This is a genomic window from Cylindrospermum stagnale PCC 7417 (genome assembly GCF_000317535.1).
GTDB classification, from domain to species: domain Bacteria; phylum Cyanobacteriota; class Cyanobacteriia; order Cyanobacteriales; family Nostocaceae; genus Cylindrospermum; species Cylindrospermum stagnale.
Genome location: NC_019757.1, coordinates 4,821,736 through 4,838,919, shown reverse-complemented (window position 1 = coordinate 4,838,919; position 17,184 = coordinate 4,821,736). Strand labels below are relative to the sequence as shown.

Sequence of the window (17,184 nt, the reverse complement as noted above, 5' to 3'; positions counted from 1 at the left end):
AAGCTGTGTCTGGAAGTGGGAGAATTCCTCTGTGGGTCGTCGCTACGATCGCAGGGTTGGGTGTCATAACTGTGGTAGGTATTTTCTTTTACGGAGCCTATGCAGGTCTCGGTTCTTCGATATAATCCTAGCCGGAGCCGAATATCATAAAATTTGGATTTTCTAGCATTTGTTTAGAAATCGGCATTGAAAAAACCGCCTGTCTCATTGAGATGGGCGGTATTGTTTTATTCACTCAAGAAAAATGGTAATTGGTAAAAAGTGAAGCTACCAATTACCTATTGCCTAATTAGGCAATATCTTCGCTTTCGATGTATACAAAGAAAAAGGCGAAGACGACTGCTGGTAAAACTAGACCAGTCAGAGGCACAAAGATAGAAGGCAAAAATGAAGAATAAGCCAAGATAGAAGGCAAAAATGAACCTGACATAGAAAGGATTCCTGTTAAGTTACACTACAATTCAAAATGAGCTTACTGCAAATTTCCCCGAATTTTTGAAATTCTCAAGATTTTTAACACAGCCTCTCTCGAGAGGAGTGCTCACATACCGAGTAATTCATCCGGCGGCAAAGTCGGTAAATCAGGAGGAATCACAGTCCTGACTATTGTGACTTTGTGACTTTCTTGTTGGGTGGCTATATCCAGGGCGATCGCCTCCAAGCGAATTTCCAAACAGCCAAAGGGAATACTTATTTGCGTCATCACTTCTAACCCTCCCAAGGAGTTAGGTAGCAAATTTGTCAGCAAATGAGGCCCGTCTAGCAACGCGCGAGTTTGGTAATCCTCAATCCATAACTTAACAACAACTTGCGAAGATACCTCAGGCAGTTCTACGCGCACTCTCACAGAAGTACCAGCGATCAGTTCGCCATCTGGCATATACAGTTGCGGAATTGGCAAAGACTCGATGATAGCCCCAATCATCGGCAGGGGACGGGATAATTCTGAAAGTCCTTCCTGCCGTTCTTCAGGGGGTTGACTGTTGGTAACTTCATCTTCTAGTTCGCTATAGATATCATCGACAACGATTTCTTGCGCCAACCAAGCAGAAGATGTCTTTACAGGACTCGGAGGTAATAGTTGTGGTAATTGCTCCGGTGACTCAGAGGGTGCTGGCAATTCATCTTCTACAGCCGCATTTTCTGCTGTTGCTATTTCAGCATCTAGATTTAATGGCAAATCAACCTCAACAGTTTGTGGCTCAGAAAATTCTTGTGCTTCATCTTCTACATCCACATCTCCCGGTGTCTCTATCTCAGTATCTAGGTTCAATAGCAAATCAGCCTCAATGGTTGGAGTTACTTGCTGGCTTGGCGCCTCGTCTTGGTATTCCACATTGATCGGTTCTGGCAAGATGTATCCTTGGCTTTGCATCCACTTCCTGAGCAAGGGTGATGGGGGGTCAGCTGTGATTAATTCCACGCTTGGTGGGGCAGGTTCTTGGGCTACAGACTGATCGATGAATTCCGCATTTGCAGAAGCTACTACTTCAGCAACAGACTCATCCTGTAATGGCGCCTCCCCTGTGACTAATTCGGGTGTCTTTTCAACCTCATCTACAATTGCTACCAACTGCTGGTAGTCCTCTGGCGCATCGCTATTTACGAATTCGCTCTCATCCGGTAAAGCTGGTAGCCGTCTCAGGTAGGGTAAGGTGGTGTTGAGCATTGGCACTCGCCGGGGTTTGATCACCAGCTGCTCCAGATTAATGGTAGCGATCGCCTTAGGCGGGCCGTAGCCCATCGCGCTAGTCTTCTCTACAGGCACATTTTGTGTTGGTGATTCTGCGATTAAAGCAGTCGAAGCAATGGGCTGCGCCCCGCTGTTCGCGAACGCATTAGTTGAAGTCACAGGCAACTTCGGCAGTTGCGGCCAAGATCCATCTGCTGATTTATTGAGCGTAGACACCAGAACTCGCGGGTTAATTACTGGTGGCAGGGGTTTCTTTGGTAATGGATTCGGGGGCTGAGATTGAAATGTTTTTAGGGTTTTGACCAAATTGAAAAGTTCTAAATCGAGGCTAACAGACGGCTCTGGTTCGGTGTAAGTAGCAGGCAGCGTCCGTGACACACTATTTTTAGCTAACAGATCCGCTGCACTAGATTTTGCTGTGGCTGTGATTGCCAGTAATTCCGTCACATCTGCTGTAATCGTGAAAGAATGGCTGGCTAATAGGATAATTTCTTCAACATCGGCGAGAGCACCGTACAAATCAATATCTGCCAAAATCAGCTTGGATTCATCATCAGCAGGAATATCAATCGACGTGCTGAAGGTGAAGGGCAATACCTGATCTAGTAATGGTTGCCTGACATGGGTCAAAATCTTTGACTCCTGGGGCGATCGCAATTCAATTTCTAGTTGCAGCCCCCAAAGCCTCTCAGGGGATGAGGTCTCACCTTCCAGATTCCTGTTTTCTCTTAGTTCGACGTGCCCATTGATTGTTAAAGCTTGACCCCAACGAGCGATGTAGCTCTCCCGATTTAGGGTCAGATCTAGTAGTGGCAGTGCTGGTGATGCTGGAAAATCCTCAACCGTTTCATCCGAGCGCAGGAGTTCATTGGTGGGTAAAGCTAAATCTATTAAGTTTTGTAAAATCTGCTCTGCCGTCTCACCTTTGAGCCAAACTGGGCTGACAGGTTGATTGATCACTATATCTTCATCTTCTGCTGCGGTTTCTGTTGGCAGGTGAGAAATTTCCGGGTTACTTCTTGTATTAATTGCCAGGTCTGTTAGGCCAAAGATAGTTTCTAGGGTAATTTCTTCAGGTTCTGCAACATCTGTAGCATCTGAGTGAGCGGATAAATTTGACTCAACTTCCTGAGAAGCTGCCAGTCCAGGGAGCCAATTCTCAGATTGATCTCCACCGCCCAATTTTTCTAGCTGCCCATCTAATTCTTGAGGCAAGACATGCACAAGGACTTTGTATTGCCAGGATTTACCGAAAATATCCGACATCAAGTCGCCAGAGCATCGCAACTCCCACATTCCTGGCTTAAGCAAGGTAAAGGGAATTACCGCCATTAGTCCTTCTGAGTTAGTGCGACGCGATCGCTTGAGAATTCGCCGCTTTGGGGGAAATTCTTGGGTTGAGGAGTGAGTTACCCGCACTTCCACATCTGTATTGGGAAGGTTAGAACGAGCTAAAACTCGATACCTACCTTCCAAAATTTTCAGATTTGGCGATTCCAGGGACTGCCAAGTGCGATCGCCCTGTTTCTGAATCAGAAATTGCCAGTGTTCCATGTGAGTAATACCCGAACCGAAGAGCAGCCGATTAATATTTTGCAATGAACTCCGATCCAAAAATGCTAACAATTGCTAACAATTGCCCGCATTTTCTTCCTGTTTCCAACTGTTCGTGTCGGCACTTTCCCCTTCGGGGTGATGCCTCCGGCACACCTTCGGTGAACAGCAGTCACTCATGGGGAGCTACTGCTCGACTAGGGTTTCCCGGCTTAAAGCATGAGGCGTGGAAACCCCCAAGGACGCGCCACTTCACCATTCCACAGGCTAACACGACTAATCTAGCCGCTTCTTGACTTAAATTAAGACTAAGTCCTCAGTTTTAAGCATGTCTGGGTTCAGAGCGTATTTAGCTAGGACAGTGCACTGTTGATGATTTAATTTGAGTTCAGTTCTGAACCCTAGAAGCATATGTGAATTTTAGTGATTAATTGTTGTTAGCAAAAACGATCCTGTTGATTAATCCTAGCTGGCAACTATGCTGCCAGAAACCAATGGAAAAATTGAGCGTAAAAAAATCGACCCATATTGTCAAAAAGGTCGCTTTGATTAGAAAATATTTTGATTATATATCAACGTTTTCAAAATTAACTTTCTTCATGCTACATGCTTAATTATTTCTGCTTAAGAAATAGCATGTAGGGGAACTAAGCCAAAATTACTCCAATTTAGGTTTAGTTCAGCAACCTGATATTAACTTCAGCCACCAAACACTAAAGCAGCTTTGCTTGATAATAAGCCAAAATTTGTTTGACACGCTGCCGACTTTTTGAACTAGCGTTTAGCGTCCACGACATCCATAAGCCACCGATTTGACTTTGGTTGTAATCAAACTGTGGGGACGACTGGGGAATTAAATCCACTTCTACCCCTTCAACTTGACGCAAGTGGGCTGCTATCTCCCGATAGACGGCCAAGGGCAAACCAGCAAATTCAATTTTTTCCTTGGTCTCCATTTTTATGAAGCTCCAGCACTAACAAGATTTTAAGGCAGCATAGACACCGAAGCAAGATCCTCAACGGCTTTATTTAGAGAAATGTCTTGGTAGAAGTAAGAGACGATTGCATTTGATGCTCAAACAACTGCCCAAACTCTCAATTAATTCCTTCTTGCTCCCTTGCCAATGCACCCCCAGCAGAAGCTGTAGTTGAGGGTTTGGCGATTACAGGTGCTTCCCCTACCATCCTGGCCACTTCAATGCCGTATTGTTCCAGAATCACCACAGGATTAGAGCCTTGATTCATTTCAATACGTTTAACCAGCACGCCATTGACTAATCGCTGTCCTGCTTGTACATAGCGACTCGTTGGCTCATCTGGTACTTTGATAATTGCCTGGGGTTCTCTACCAATTTGAACTATACCAGTTACCAGAATTGCTCTAGCTAACTCAGGTTTTTCTGTTGGTGGTAATACAGATACTAAAGTAGGGTTGGGGACAACTTGAGGCAAAACCTTAGGTAGGAATGAGGCCGAGGGAGGTTTGGGCCTTTGCGTTAGTGGTACTAGAGCAATTTTAGTTTTCTGTTGGGATCTTCCAGCAATGCTTGTTGGTTTTCGTCTAACTACAATGCGTGTTGTTTTTGGTTGTGATGCAATGCTTTTTGGCAGATTTTGAACTACTGGTATAGGTAGGCGAGGCACATTAGGAACCGTTTTTACCATTGGATTGGTGGAAAACTGGGAAATAGGCTGCCCGCCAATTTGTGAAAATGGGTCAGTTCGACCTTTCGACACCATCACTATCCGTTCTCTGGCATTAGTTGGTTGAATCAAACTCTTATTCAGAGTTGGCGCGGCAAGCTGTGGTACTTGCTGGGCGGGCACTACTGGATTCTTAAAGGTTGGAGTTGTTGGTTGCAAATTTGCTACAACATTAGGATCTGCCGTGTTAGGAGATGCCACGCTAGGGTTCGGCGTAGAATTAACAGCCACTGGTGTCTCTTCAGACGCGCATCCAGCAATTACCAAACTTAAGATAGCTGCAACTGTAATTTTTGTGTTTCTACCCATTAGCCATTCTCAAAAGCTATAGGAAAGTTTACTTGTGGAAATTGACATGCCTAAAATTTGGATCAAAGGCTAAGTCTGTTTCCTTTATAACCTACATTTTACATTTTAAGGGTCATTTTTAACACTGCTAACCCAGCACAATTGCTGCTTGTTCTGGTTTGCCGTTAATCGTCTGCTACACCCATGAGCTGTTTCAACAAGTCCAGCCCTTTCTTAACTCTACGGGAAACAGTCACTACACTAATCCCCAAGTGTTCTGCTACTTGTTTCTGTGTCAAATCATGCAAAAATACACACTCTAAAACATCGCGGGTGCGTTTTTCTAGCTGAACCAGTGCTTGTTGCAGGCGAATTTGGTCTTCTTGAGCTAGTTGAAAGCTGCGGTAGTGAGGATCTGGAACCAGTTCTCCCAAGCAGGTAGCCCCTTCTTCCCCATCCTGCACTGGCACATCTAGGCTTAAGGGAGCACGATTGACCCATGCTAATTTAATTTCTTGCCATTCGTTTGCAGAAATTTCTAGTGCTGCTGCTAATTCTGAGTCGGTAGGTGAGCGATTATATTTTTCTCGCCATGAACGGGAAACTCCTATAGCCTGCTGTTGTAGCGCTAACCACCGCCGAGGAATTCGCACGGTGACACCTTTATCTCGGAGGTAGTGTTGAATTTCACCCCGAATATAGGGAAGGGCGTAGGAACTGAAGGCATGTCCCTTGGAAAGTTCAAATCTTTCAATAGCCCTGATTAAACCCAAACAGCCTACCTGGAGCAAATCCTCATAGTTTTCATGACATTGATTTATCCAGTAGTGAGCTTCTTTTCTCACCAGTCCAAAATTGAGTTTCACCAGCTTATTACGAACAGTCTCTGAGGGAGACTGCTGATATTCTCGTAACAACTGCCAAATTTCATGCTTCAGTTCATTGGTGACGGTGGTAGGCATAATAACGTGTTTATTAAACAAATAAACAGTGTGGTAATCGCTTAAAAACCAAGCTGAGACACGATAGCTAGTAAACTATCGCGCTATAGGCCTCAGCAAATCCTATGGCAGGCTACAATTACTTTTCCTAGAAAAAGTCCCATAGGTGTATTGGCGATCCAGCAAAATCTGAACAAGCGAAATTAGTATTTCGCTTATTATTTAACTTTGGCGTGATATGTAGCTTTTGAAAAACTCTATAGAAACAAAATATACAACATATTGCCCAATCTCAAACCGAGATTTTACTTAAATTTAGGCAAAAATATGATTAGTTTAACTTATGAGGATCAAGCGATTGTATTTATTATTTTGTTAAACAAGTAAAAAAATTTTATTTAGTAATAATACATAGGTATTTTTTTAGTTTATCTAATCTTTAAATATTTTTCATATAAAATCTGTATATTTACGCAGAAACATTAAAGAGGGCTGATTGCCTCTTGTTGGAAGGAATATCTATAGCTATTTAGTTGATAGATGTGAACTACCCGCAGCTAGCTAAAGTGGTACTCAACTTAGCGGGAAGAATGCTACTAGTTAAAACTCACTCAGGGGCTTTCAGGCGCGAAGATTGCTGTAAAAAACCCCTTTGCTCCCTGAAAATAAGGGACAAAGGGGTTAACTCTTTTAATGAAGCCTGATGCTTACAGAACTGTAGTTCTTCCTTCCCAGTCAGTTTTATTAATCAAGAGAATTTAGATCCGAGTCGGTTCAACGCGAGCATAAAACAGTCCGCGAATCTTCACCTCTTTAGGTTCACCAGCACCTAAATCTGTATCAGATGGCTGTTCGCTCTCGAAAGTACCAGCAATTTCACCACTAGAATTATCTACTTTAGCTACTTGCAGAGAAATCTTGCCACTGAGTATTTCCGCACGCTTAACGTTAGTGCGGGTGAGTTCTTCATCATCAGCCTGGGCGGGGAGAGCCACGGCGTTATCATAGCCAGAGACAACACCACGACCTTTGGGATCTAGGAAGGCAGCACCACGATAGGAAGGAACTTTGAAAGTGCCTTCAAAATCTGTGGAGGTGTTAATACTGGTCAAACTGGGTTGTGTTTGAGCAACCAAGTTTTTGATGGTGAAGAGAAAAGGTACTCGCTCACCACCAGGGAGCTGCACAGTAATGGCTTGGAAGTCAAGACCATCTGTTTCTACAAAGGTCAGGCTATTATCTGGGTTGATTTTCAGGTTGCCTTGTACCTGGTCAATGGTGGAAGTGTACCTGGTCAACAATTTGCCAGCAACAAATTCTGCTTGTTGCCGTTTGTTAGCGGGTTCTTCTTTAACAAAGAAATTGGTTGGCTCCAAGCAAAGTTCTTTGATGGCGTAGGACTGGCTGGAGTCAATGGGAATTGAACCACGGCTTGTTTCTGCCAGTTGGGGGCATTTGTTAGCCAAGCCAGTGCCTCGAATTTGCTCGTAGGTGAGTACTTCCTTAGTGCTAGAAGATGGACTATCACTACAAGCAGTTATTAGCCCCAGACACAAAGCCAAGAATGCAACAATTAAAGCGCGATACCTCATGGTCAACCTCAATGTCAAAAATTAATATCTAAGTTGTAAAACTGCTCTACTAAACGTACTTAAACGCGTCGCGTTCTTGAGCTTAGGGTTTAAACCCCAAACTAAGCAGCACACTGCGTCCAAAATGGATGTGTGTCCCTAAAGGAGCAAAAAACCAGCAGTTTCGCTGTTTGCGCCATTTGTTAGACCTTGGGCGTTGCCCAAGTCCTTCTGTATTATGTATGTGACGCCACCACATACAACCCATTGTTTTATGGGGAATTCAGCCAGATCATACGATTTTTTTTAACTCAAAATCAAAGCGCTCTAGCTTTAAACAAGAATGTCCTGCTCCCCGGCAAGCTCCCGTGGAGACTGTGCTAAACTTCGCCGCGCTGTTATGTAAGCGATGGCGATGAAGCGATCGCACAAAAAGCGATCGTCATTGTTTTTTATCCAGATTCTGGTTACAGTCTGCCAGAGAAAGGAAGAGTCAACGAAGGAAGACTAAAAGAGTGGTAACTGGGGGAAGCAGAGAAAAAACTTCCACAACCGTCATTTTATTTGCTCTTTGTCTATAGTTCCAAAAAGCATAGGCATTTATTTTCTGCTCGTTGTTAGCCGGGAATAAACCCGACGGGGCGAACTACAACGCCCCCCATCCCTAGGCTAAAAGCTGTCAGGATTACTTTAGGTAAAATATTCTAACTACCATTAACATCTGCATGAATCAGTTTACCATTGGCTGTTCGATACAGATGAGTACGAATTCGCCGACCACTAAACTTAAGCAACTGTCGATCAGTTTCGACCCAAGCGGGAAATGAATCAACACTCTCAAACAATTGAAAATTAAAAATCTCCGGTAAATTTGAGTTGGTCTCATTTACACGGAGAGAATTGCATGAGCAAGGACAAAAATTTTGAATCAGGGAAGTTGTCCTGTAAATTACAAGCGATCGCCACTGCGACAGATGATGCGACTAAGGCTTGTCAGGGAGATGTTATGGCTCTTTTGGCTTTGCTGCGTCAGTTGGAGCAGTTACACCGAGAAATTCGTGATGGGCTTTTTCAAGAGAGTTTGCCTGATAACCGCCAGAAACTCTATTCTCTATTGAAAGACATTGAGTCTGAGGGGGGTTGGCCTTATATTGAGCGCATGAGGCTACAAAGCTTTTTGGTGAAGTTGCTACAAGACGCTACGGAGGAGGACTGAAGGCAGAAGGCTAAATGTTGAAACTAGCGCTTGTTCGTGATGCCATCACAAACAAGACGATCTTGCGGGTCAACATTGCTGTTGTGCCTAAGATAATCACTCACCCAGTTACAACCACGCAAGAGCAGGTTATCAAGATGTAAATTCCACACAATTATCGTATTGTCATCACTAGCTGATGCTAGTGTTTGACCATCGGGACTAAAGCTAACGCTTAATACTGGGGCACGATGCCCGTTGAGGGTTTTAATCAATTTACCCTCACGGCTCCAAATTTTCACTGTACTGTCCCAACTGGCAGCGGCTAGCAATTCACCATTGGGACTGAAAGTCACAGAATTGACGCTATCGCTGTACCCCTTTAACAAGGTTTTTAACAAGGTACCATCCTGCTGCCATAACTTGACGGTGTTATCCCAGCTAGCAGAAGCCAGTACTTGGTCAGTGGGACTGAAGCTCACACCTAATACCCAGCTGTCATGGGGTGAAAAGGTTCTTACCAATGTTCCATCCCGTCGCCAAAGTTTGACTGTTTGGTCATCGCTAGCGGAAGCTAAAACCTGACCATCAGGGCTGAAACTGACGCCATTAACCCAACCCTGATGACCCACCAAGGTTTTGAGTAACTTACCCTCACGGTTCCAAAGTTTTACTGTCTTATCTTTACTGGCTGATGCCAATAACTGACCATCAGGGCTGAAACTGACACTCATCACACTATCGCCATGCCCTTGGAGGGTGTTGAGTAATCTACCGTCGCGCGTCCAAAGTTTGAGTGTTTTGTCATAACTTCCTGACACGAGCATTTCACCTTTAGGGTCAAAACTGACGCTAGGAACTTTATCTGTATGCCCTATTAGGGTCTTGTAGAGTCGAGTTTCTACCTCGCCACCATTAATGTATCGTTGCCACAGTTTTACCGTGCGATCGCGACTACCACTCGCCAACATCTGACCATCGGGACTCCAAGCAACGCTCAAAACTCGATCTAGATGCCCTCGGAGGATCGGCAGTGTTGGGGCATCTAGACTCCACAGCTTCACGCTTTTGTCGTAACTTGCCGAGGCCAGCAATTTGTTATCTGGACTGAACGCTACGCCAGCAACAGCATCGCTGTGTCCTTTAAAAACTTTAAGTAACGTGCCGTTGATACTCCAAAGATTAATGGCATTGTCATCACCTCCAGAAGCTAACTTTTGACCATCAGCACTGAAGCTTAGACTCCAAACTGTACTGGTGTGCTGTAGTAAAGTTTTGTCAAGAATAAAGTTTGAGCTATCTTTACTACTACCACGCTCCCATCGCCAAAGTTTCACCGTTTTATCCCGCCCAGCTGACGCCAGAAATTTACCATCTGGGCTAAAAGCGACTACAGTCAAACCCTGCTGATGCCCCTGCAAAGTTGTCACTAAGCTACCATCCAGACGCCAGATTTTCACTGTCTTGTCGTCACTAGCTGAAGCGATGAATTGACCATCCGGACTGAATGTGACCCAGTTAACCCACCCAAGATGTCCCCTGAGTGTTCTGACTAAGGTACCATCTTGGCGCCAAATTTTGATGGTGGTATCCTTACTGCCAGTAGCCAGCAACTCCCCATCAGGACTGAAATTAACGCTATAAATCCAATCTCCGTGTCCTACTAGGGTTTTGTATGGCTGGGTGTCAAATTCCCCCGTTATCGGGTTTTTCCACCAGATTTGCACGGTTTTGTCAAGACTGGCAGAGGCAAGGGTTTGACTATCAGGGCTGAAACTCACACTGGTAACAGCATTTTTATGACCTTTGAGAGTTTGGAGTAAGGTGCCGTCAGGACGCCACAGTTTCACGGTCTGATCTGTACTACCTGAGGCTAAGGTATGACCATCAGGGCTGAAAGTGACACCCCAAACAATATCCTTGTGACCTTCCAAACGATTTAACTCTGTTACCCGATAAACTGCCTGTTGCAAGGCTGTCACTACCCGAATTCGGGTGTCTGGTTGGACTACATCTGCCTGTTTAAGTCTTATAAAAGCCCGCAAGCTTTCTAACAGGGCATCAAACTCTTTATTAGAGGTAAACAGAGCTTCACTAGCGGCAGCAATTCCACTAATTTTCAAGTTGGTTTCGCTGCGTTCAGCTCGCAGAGTCTGGCGCAGGGCTGCCCTTTTCTGTAAATCGGCTTGCCACCATAGAGCACCTATCGTCCCCGCCATCATTGCCAGGGCTAAACCTACTATCCGTGCTTCTCGCAATCGCTGCTGTAAAGCCAAATTTAGCTGCTCTTGACTCAGCCTTTGAGCAACTTCAGCTCTAGTTTTTTCAATTTTTACTTTTTCTAACTCGGCAACTATGCCATAGTTATTTTTTTGGCGAATCGGTTCTACTAAGTAATCGTGAACCAGTTGGTAGCGATCGCCTAACTCTTCTCTAACTCGCAACACCAACCCGGAACCGACCAAAATCTCTAAAATCAATTCCCAAACTGAGTCAAAGTCCAGGATTTCGTCAAAATCAAGATTATTGCCTAGGGCGATCGCTAAATCAGCTTTAGTTTTTAATGGTCGTGTGCCTTTTTCATCAGTTAACTCAAATAATAATCTCCAACTTAGCTCTTCGTTTTCCTGCCCGCAATCTTGGATAACTTCCTCTAACCAGCGTTCTACTAGTTTTTCTGACCCGCCACAAAGCTTGTACTGTTGGAGTGTAGTAATATTTTCTGCTTGCAGTTGAGCACCAACTATTTGTAATTCAATCGGATGAACTTCGTTTATTTTTCCTGCTAAATCCTGCACTAATTGGTTAATTAATTCATCATTAATTTCATAATGGGAACGCTGTGTCAAACCATGAATGATGCTGATTGCATCCTGGTAATTGAAATTTCCTAAGTAGTAGCGAATATCCTTATCTAAGATGTTTTTGTTAATTACTCCTAAATGATGTGGACTATCACTATTATTTTTGCTCAAACGCTCAAGTTCTAACAAATAATGCAAATAATCTTCCCTTAATGACAAAATGGTTTTTACATAGGGAATATTTAAACATTCAATGAAAAACTCATAAAATTGGATTCTTTGGGTGGGAACAGTACTATTGAAGAAAAATTCTTCAAATTGGTCAAATATGAGAATAATTGTATAATTCTGTGCAGATATTAACCGAATTGTTTCAAGAATTATAGTTGTGTTAATTTCTAGGGGAACTGATATTTCTGTATTTGCTAGGGTCTGCTTAATAACCTGTCCCAAGGATAGAACCCAATCAGTATAAACAGATAAAACAATCGGCAAAGGAATGCGTTCACCAATGACTTTTCCCTTCAATGCCGGTACTAAACCTGCTTTGAGAATTGAACTTTTGCCCACACCTGACGGACCATGAATTACTGTGAGTTTATAGTCGGCACGGGTAATTCTTTCAATTAATCGATTGACATCTTGCTGCCGCCCGGAAGTAGATATTTCTTGGGCAACTTCCTCAGGAACAAACGGGATTTTTTGCGGATCTAAGACTGGATTAAGTCTGTAGCGTTGCGGTTGCAATTGACTGGCGCCGATGAAAGCACGGAAGCCATATTGATGTTCTATTTGAATTTTTTCTTGCTTGAGGCTAAAGGCTTCTGCATAGTCATGACGCTCAAAAAAGTAGAGAGATCGCAATTCTTCAAGAATGGATAAGTAAAGTAACGGCTCATACTGTAGCTCACAGACTATCTTCGCCCATTCCAGGTTATTGATCGCTTCCTCCCACTCACCCAGATGCCGCTGGGCTTGTGCTAGCAGCAAAAGATACCAACTTTCCTGATGCCGCGTTCGCAAAGTATCTTGCAGAGAAACTTCTGTTGCCACTTCTGAGATCGAAAGTGCTGTATTCGCTAATTCATGAGCTAGCACCCAATTCGACTTAGCCGCTGCCACAGCTGCCAAAAAGCCATAATCTTGAGCAATTTGCGCGGTATCACCATAAGTTTCATGCAGCCGTAATGATTTTTGGGCTAGTTCTTCTAAGTCTTTCCAAGCTTGTAAGCGTTGCAGTATTTCACAAACTGGCAAAATAAATTTGGCGACTAAGTCTTGTCTTTGTGCCTCGAACAATACATCCAAACATTGCTTAAACCACAATAGAGCATCTTGCCAGTAGCTACTGTTAGCACCTTGGTATAAATCTGCCATTCGACGATAACAAAGCCCTAGATGGAATAGTACTACCGCTTGCTTTTGAAGATTAGGGGAATTTAGTTCTCGATTCTCCTCTGTACTCAGAGACAGTTGCCAAAGCACTCGGCTTTTTTGATAATGGGCTATGGCATCATAGATTTTATCGTTAGCATATTCATCACGCCCCAATACAAATTCTAAATTTGCTTCTAATATTGGTTCTAATTTGACACCATACAAGCGCCGCAAATCATTGCGAGCCGACTCAATTTCGTGGCGATGTTGGGAGTTGGGATCTAAATCTAGGGATGCATTAGATAAAAATCTGTTTGCGCCCACCTCTAAAACTTTGGTAAATAGATATTCTGTCTCTTGGCAGATCAAAGCGATTAAATCTGCTTTGGTCATTTCAAATTTGATGGTAGTTGCTGCCCAGCTTTTAAAATCGGGTGCTAATCTGGAAAGCGATGATGCCACTTCATCTTGTAGCCACAACACTAATGGAAAGCGTAAGGTCGCGGCATAGATATCTCGTGCTTGGTTGATGCCAGTAAGTAAGTCGTCGATGTTGGTAATTGACTCCAGACCAAAAACCATTACAGCTGATGGTAAAGAGTCTGTGAGTACAGCAGGATTATCTAGAAAAAGTTCTGAGACTATTGTGCTATGTAAGGCAGTAGTTGATGGCTGGAGATGGATTTCCCGTAAATTGATGTCTTTGGTGATGGAGCGGAGATTTTCCAATAATTGCCCGCGTAGGTGACCATAGTTACACCTGACTAAAATCAGGGCAAACTGACCTTTGGAAAGCGCGATCGCTCGAATCAGCCTTTGCAGAGCAAGCTGATTTTCGTTGGTGATCGCTGCTGTAAATTGCCGCTTTGTCATAACTAAAAATCAAGCTAGAAAGGAAAAAGAAAAAATACCACACCCACAATCACAAAGGCGCACTCGTCCTGAGTCGCACACCAGTTGCTACTCTACCTTACTAGTTCTCTTTTAGAGTAAGGGAAGGCACCCTCTATGGGTTTACAAAGTAGTTGTGACAATAGAGGAAAATCTCTGAAGTTCTGCTTGTATCTTGCGTGTTTGACTACAGCGCCTCCTTTACCGACAAATCGCAGTCTAAAACACTACAAGTCAGAGACAGAAACGCCATGGGGGAGAAAGTACCCGATGGAGAGCAAATTTTTCTGTGCAACCCACTGTCCGACAGAGGACAGCTTGTCGGTGACATCAGAACTTCAGTGATTTTGAATTTCTTAGACTCTGATATTGCTACTTGTTGTTTTGCCAGGCGAGAACTTTTTGTGTTTCTGCCAATGCTGGACTGATACCAAACCAGCGCCCTTGAGGATCACGGTATTCAAATAGATACATACTTCGCAGTAAGCTCTGGTAGTCAGACTCGCCTTTAACACTCTGCTTCTGCACTACTTCAAACAGTAAATCCCACTGGTATTCATCAATAGCTAATAGCAAGTCATCTCGGTAGTCTTTAATCACGGCTTCTAAACAGTTCTTGGAAAAAGGTGGATCTTGCCGTTGCAGACAGCTATAAAGCAAACCCAATAAGTTACGAATGTGACCACCACTGACGCGGCATATTCGATCTAGGGTTTCTGGATGCTCGAATAACTCTGTGATTAATAATGGTCTGGCATTCCAGGAAACTTCTGGAAAAGCTCTTGCTAAGACTAGCTGGCGCAATAGTGACATTCCTGGTTCGTGATCACTGCCGTCTCTTTGCCGCACTAATACCATTGGCAGTATCTTAGGTGCAATACCTCCACCCAATCGATTTTTCAATGTCTCGTACTCATTGGAAAAAATTAACGCTAAGGGAATTGTGTAAACTACGTGACATTTGAGTCGGCGTAACTGTTCGCCTCGGTCGATAAAGAGGTACTCTGGTTGCGTACGTCCGGATGCTACAGGACGCATATCCACTCGATCCAAGTTATCTACGATCACCACCAGTCCTTTTTGGCCCCGTTGTTTGAGCTGTTGAACAGCTTTTTCTAATAACTCTTCGTTAATCGCTTGCAAAATACTATTGGTACGGGGTTCTAGATATTGTCTGAGTTGATTACGCGTCTGGGCGCTATCTTTGGTTTTGGCAGTAATTTTGGCAATACCTAAGGACAACTCAGCTTCTCCAGAAAGCTCAATGGGGCTTTGCAAAAAATCGCCTATTTCTTTAAACAAATTGGTGAAATAACCCGGTTTTAGCTTGATGCCAATTGCTTCTAAACTGAAACTGACTTGACGGGCTACACTCAGCAAAATATCGCTGACATCAATATCAGCCATATCCAGGTCTTGACTGGATTCAAAATAGACTACATGAAATCCTGCTACTTCCAGTTCTGCTTTGAGGCGCTGCAACTCTGTGGATTTACCGCAGCCAATATGACCTGTAAATAATTGGCAGGTCGGCTCATCGGGAGAAATACGGCTGATAGTCCGTTGCAATTCTTCAACAATCTTGCAACCACGTACATCAGCAAAATCTATATAGTACTGCCGTTCTAGCTTGTCACCCATATTTAGTGTGTAGCTAGGGTTACAAGCTTTATAAAACCGTGACAAATTCAGTGGAGTTCTCATGTAGATGCGATGTAGATGCGGTTTGATTCGTATGTTGTTATTCAAAATCTCTCTACCCAGTATGCAAGCAGATAATTAACTTGCTTTTTCGGTTGTGTCATGCAAAAAAAACAGTGATCGAGGCGCGGGCGCTTTGCGCCATCGCTGACAGTATTTTTTCTGTAGCATGGTAGAGATTTATTCGTCGTCCCTGATAGGTTAATTGTATCCGTCCTTTTTGGATATGCTGTTGCGCTTTTAACAATTTCTAGCTTTTACCGGTTTCTATCGCGTACAACTACACAGAACTGTGCAACTTGCCTTAGTCTAAGGTAAATGTATAACGGTGGGTGTTGATTAAGATCCCACCAAGAATTTGGACTGAAACTAGAAAGGGGTTTGAATGGCTGGCATAGTATCAGTTTCCCGCACGGATTTAGCCCAGCGTCGTAAGAAATTACGTCGGCAGCGGCAGATGAAAATTATTCAGGCTATTTGGCGAACTTTTGCCGTTACAGGTCTGGCTGGTGGATTGCTGTGGGCGGCAATTCAACCTATGTGGGTGCTAAATGCTCCTGCACAAATAGTAATCAAGTCAGGCAATCAATTACTGTCAGATAAGGTGATTCAATCACTGCTGGTGCTATCTTACCCTCAGTCTTTGTGGCGGATTGAACCGAATGCGATCGCCAAATCTTTGCAGCAACAACCGACTATTGCCCAAGCCACTGTCAGCCGTCGTCTGTTTCCTCCTGGGTTAATGATCGAAATCAAGGAACGAGTACCAGTGGCGATCGCGCTGCGTGCAGTGCCGGAGGCCATCGCCCAAACTCAAAAAGAGCAACGCTTACTAGATGCCAGTGGGGTTTTGATGCCTTTAGAAAAATACAAGTCACTTAATCCGACAGCAAAATTGCCCAGTCTCAAAGTTATTGGCTCACCAGAAAAATACCGCCCCTACTGGACTCAGATTTATCAAGCTGTCAGCCAAAGTTCCGTGAAAGTCATGGAAATTAATTGCCAAGATCCCACAAATTTAATTTTGAAAACAGAACTAGGAAAGGTGCATCTCGGTGCCTTCATTACCCAGTTGCCTGAACAAATCAAGGTACTTGCCCAAATGCGCCATCTACCCACAAAACTCAATCCCAGTCAAATAGAGTACATTGATCTGAAAAATCCCGAATTTCCATTAGTACAAATGAACCAAAACAAACAGCAGGTTAACTCCCAAACACGCTAGATATATCTAGCGTGTTTAATGTATCAACCGCTCCTCGTAAATTAAGGCGTTTTATGCTGATAAATAAATATATTGATTATTTTCAGTGCCACAGCAACCCAAATGAAAATTGGCATTAAATTTTAATTAAAATTAGGAGGATCAATGATGAAAGTTGCTTTTGCAGTTAAAGATCCTTAATTGTTACCCTAACATCTAGTGATGGAGTACAAGATGTTAGACAATCTGATGATGGTGACT

At 43.6% G+C, this 17,184-nt stretch carries 11 protein-coding genes; 3 read left to right on the top strand and 8 right to left on the bottom strand.

Annotated elements, in window-relative coordinates:
* Positions 1–5: 5 nt before the first annotated feature.
* Complete coding sequence (locus CYLST_RS33540; protein WP_015209608.1) at positions 6–125, top strand: photosystem II reaction center protein J; 120 nt, start codon at positions 6–8, stop codon at positions 123–125.
* A gap of 164 nt (positions 126–289) precedes the next feature.
* Here the strand turns inward: CYLST_RS33540 and psaI are convergent, their stop codons facing one another.
* The 6 genes from psaI to psbO form a co-directional block, all read right to left on the bottom strand.
* Positions 290–430: a photosystem I reaction center subunit VIII gene (gene psaI / locus CYLST_RS33535; RefSeq protein ID WP_015209607.1), complete on the bottom strand. Its 141-nt coding sequence runs from the start codon at positions 428–430 to the stop codon at positions 290–292.
* Positions 431–541: 111 nt separating this feature from the next.
* Complete coding sequence (locus CYLST_RS20270) at positions 542–3,292, bottom strand: hypothetical protein (RefSeq protein ID WP_015209606.1); 2,751 nt, start codon at positions 3,290–3,292, stop codon at positions 542–544.
* Positions 3,293–3,960: 668 nt separating this feature from the next.
* The gene (locus tag CYLST_RS20265; RefSeq protein ID WP_015209605.1) at positions 3,961–4,203 is read right to left on the bottom strand and encodes a hypothetical protein; all 243 of its coding nucleotides are present in this window, start codon (positions 4,201–4,203) and stop codon (positions 3,961–3,963) included.
* A 139-nt stretch (positions 4,204–4,342) separates the two neighbouring features.
* Positions 4,343–5,260 (bottom strand): hypothetical protein, encoded by a 918-nt coding sequence (locus tag CYLST_RS20260; protein ID WP_015209604.1) that lies wholly within the window; start codon positions 5,258–5,260, stop codon positions 4,343–4,345.
* Between the two features lie 164 nt (positions 5,261–5,424).
* The gene (locus CYLST_RS20255) at positions 5,425–6,201 is read right to left on the bottom strand and encodes an RNA polymerase sigma factor SigF (RefSeq protein WP_015209603.1); all 777 of its coding nucleotides are present in this window, start codon (positions 6,199–6,201) and stop codon (positions 5,425–5,427) included.
* Positions 6,202–6,938: 737 nt separating this feature from the next.
* Positions 6,939–7,772 (bottom strand): photosystem II manganese-stabilizing polypeptide, encoded by an 834-nt coding sequence (psbO, locus tag CYLST_RS20250; protein ID WP_015209602.1) that lies wholly within the window; start codon positions 7,770–7,772, stop codon positions 6,939–6,941.
* Positions 7,773–8,655: 883 nt separating this feature from the next.
* On the opposite strand from psbO, the gene CYLST_RS20245 reads away from it, so the two are divergent.
* Positions 8,656–8,967 carry a hypothetical protein gene (locus CYLST_RS20245; RefSeq protein WP_015209601.1) on the top strand — a complete coding sequence of 104 codons (312 nt, stop codon included), beginning with the start codon at positions 8,656–8,658 and terminating at the stop codon, positions 8,965–8,967.
* A gap of 23 nt (positions 8,968–8,990) precedes the next feature.
* On the opposite strand, the gene CYLST_RS20240 is transcribed toward CYLST_RS20245, so the two are convergent.
* The gene (locus tag CYLST_RS20240; RefSeq protein ID WP_015209600.1) at positions 8,991–14,000 is read right to left on the bottom strand and encodes a WD40 domain-containing protein; all 5,010 of its coding nucleotides are present in this window, start codon (positions 13,998–14,000) and stop codon (positions 8,991–8,993) included.
* A gap of 390 nt (positions 14,001–14,390) precedes the next feature.
* On the bottom strand, positions 14,391–15,722 hold the full coding sequence (locus CYLST_RS20235) for a P-loop NTPase fold protein (protein WP_015209599.1): 1,332 nt from the start codon (positions 15,720–15,722) through the stop codon (positions 14,391–14,393).
* A 382-nt stretch (positions 15,723–16,104) separates the two neighbouring features.
* On the opposite strand from CYLST_RS20235, the gene CYLST_RS20230 reads away from it, so the two are divergent.
* A complete protein-coding gene (locus CYLST_RS20230) occupies positions 16,105–16,944 on the top strand; it encodes a cell division protein FtsQ/DivIB (RefSeq protein WP_015209598.1) in 840 nt (279 codons plus the stop codon).
* Positions 16,945–17,184: the final 240 nt, after the last annotated feature.

Excerpts from the sequence above, each read along its gene's own strand:
- psaI (WP_015209607.1), bottom strand. The coding sequence starts at position 430 with ATGTCAGGTTCATTTTTGCCTTCTATCTTGGCTTATTCTTCATTTTTG.
- CYLST_RS20265 (WP_015209605.1), bottom strand. The coding sequence starts at position 4,203 with ATGGAGACCAAGGAAAAAATTGAATTTGCTGGTTTGCCCTTGGCCGTC.
- CYLST_RS20260 (WP_015209604.1), bottom strand. The coding sequence starts at position 5,260 with ATGGGTAGAAACACAAAAATTACAGTTGCAGCTATCTTAAGTTTGGTA.
- CYLST_RS20255 (WP_015209603.1), bottom strand. The coding sequence starts at position 6,201 with ATGCCTACCACCGTCACCAATGAACTGAAGCATGAAATTTGGCAGTTG.
- psbO (WP_015209602.1), bottom strand. The coding sequence starts at position 7,772 with ATGAGGTATCGCGCTTTAATTGTTGCATTCTTGGCTTTGTGTCTGGGG.
- CYLST_RS20245 (WP_015209601.1), top strand. The coding sequence starts at position 8,656 with ATGAGCAAGGACAAAAATTTTGAATCAGGGAAGTTGTCCTGTAAATTA.
- CYLST_RS20240 (WP_015209600.1), bottom strand. The coding sequence starts at position 14,000 with ATGACAAAGCGGCAATTTACAGCAGCGATCACCAACGAAAATCAGCTT.
- CYLST_RS20235 (WP_015209599.1), bottom strand. The coding sequence starts at position 15,722 with ATGAGAACTCCACTGAATTTGTCACGGTTTTATAAAGCTTGTAACCCT.
- CYLST_RS20230 (WP_015209598.1), top strand. The coding sequence starts at position 16,105 with ATGGCTGGCATAGTATCAGTTTCCCGCACGGATTTAGCCCAGCGTCGT.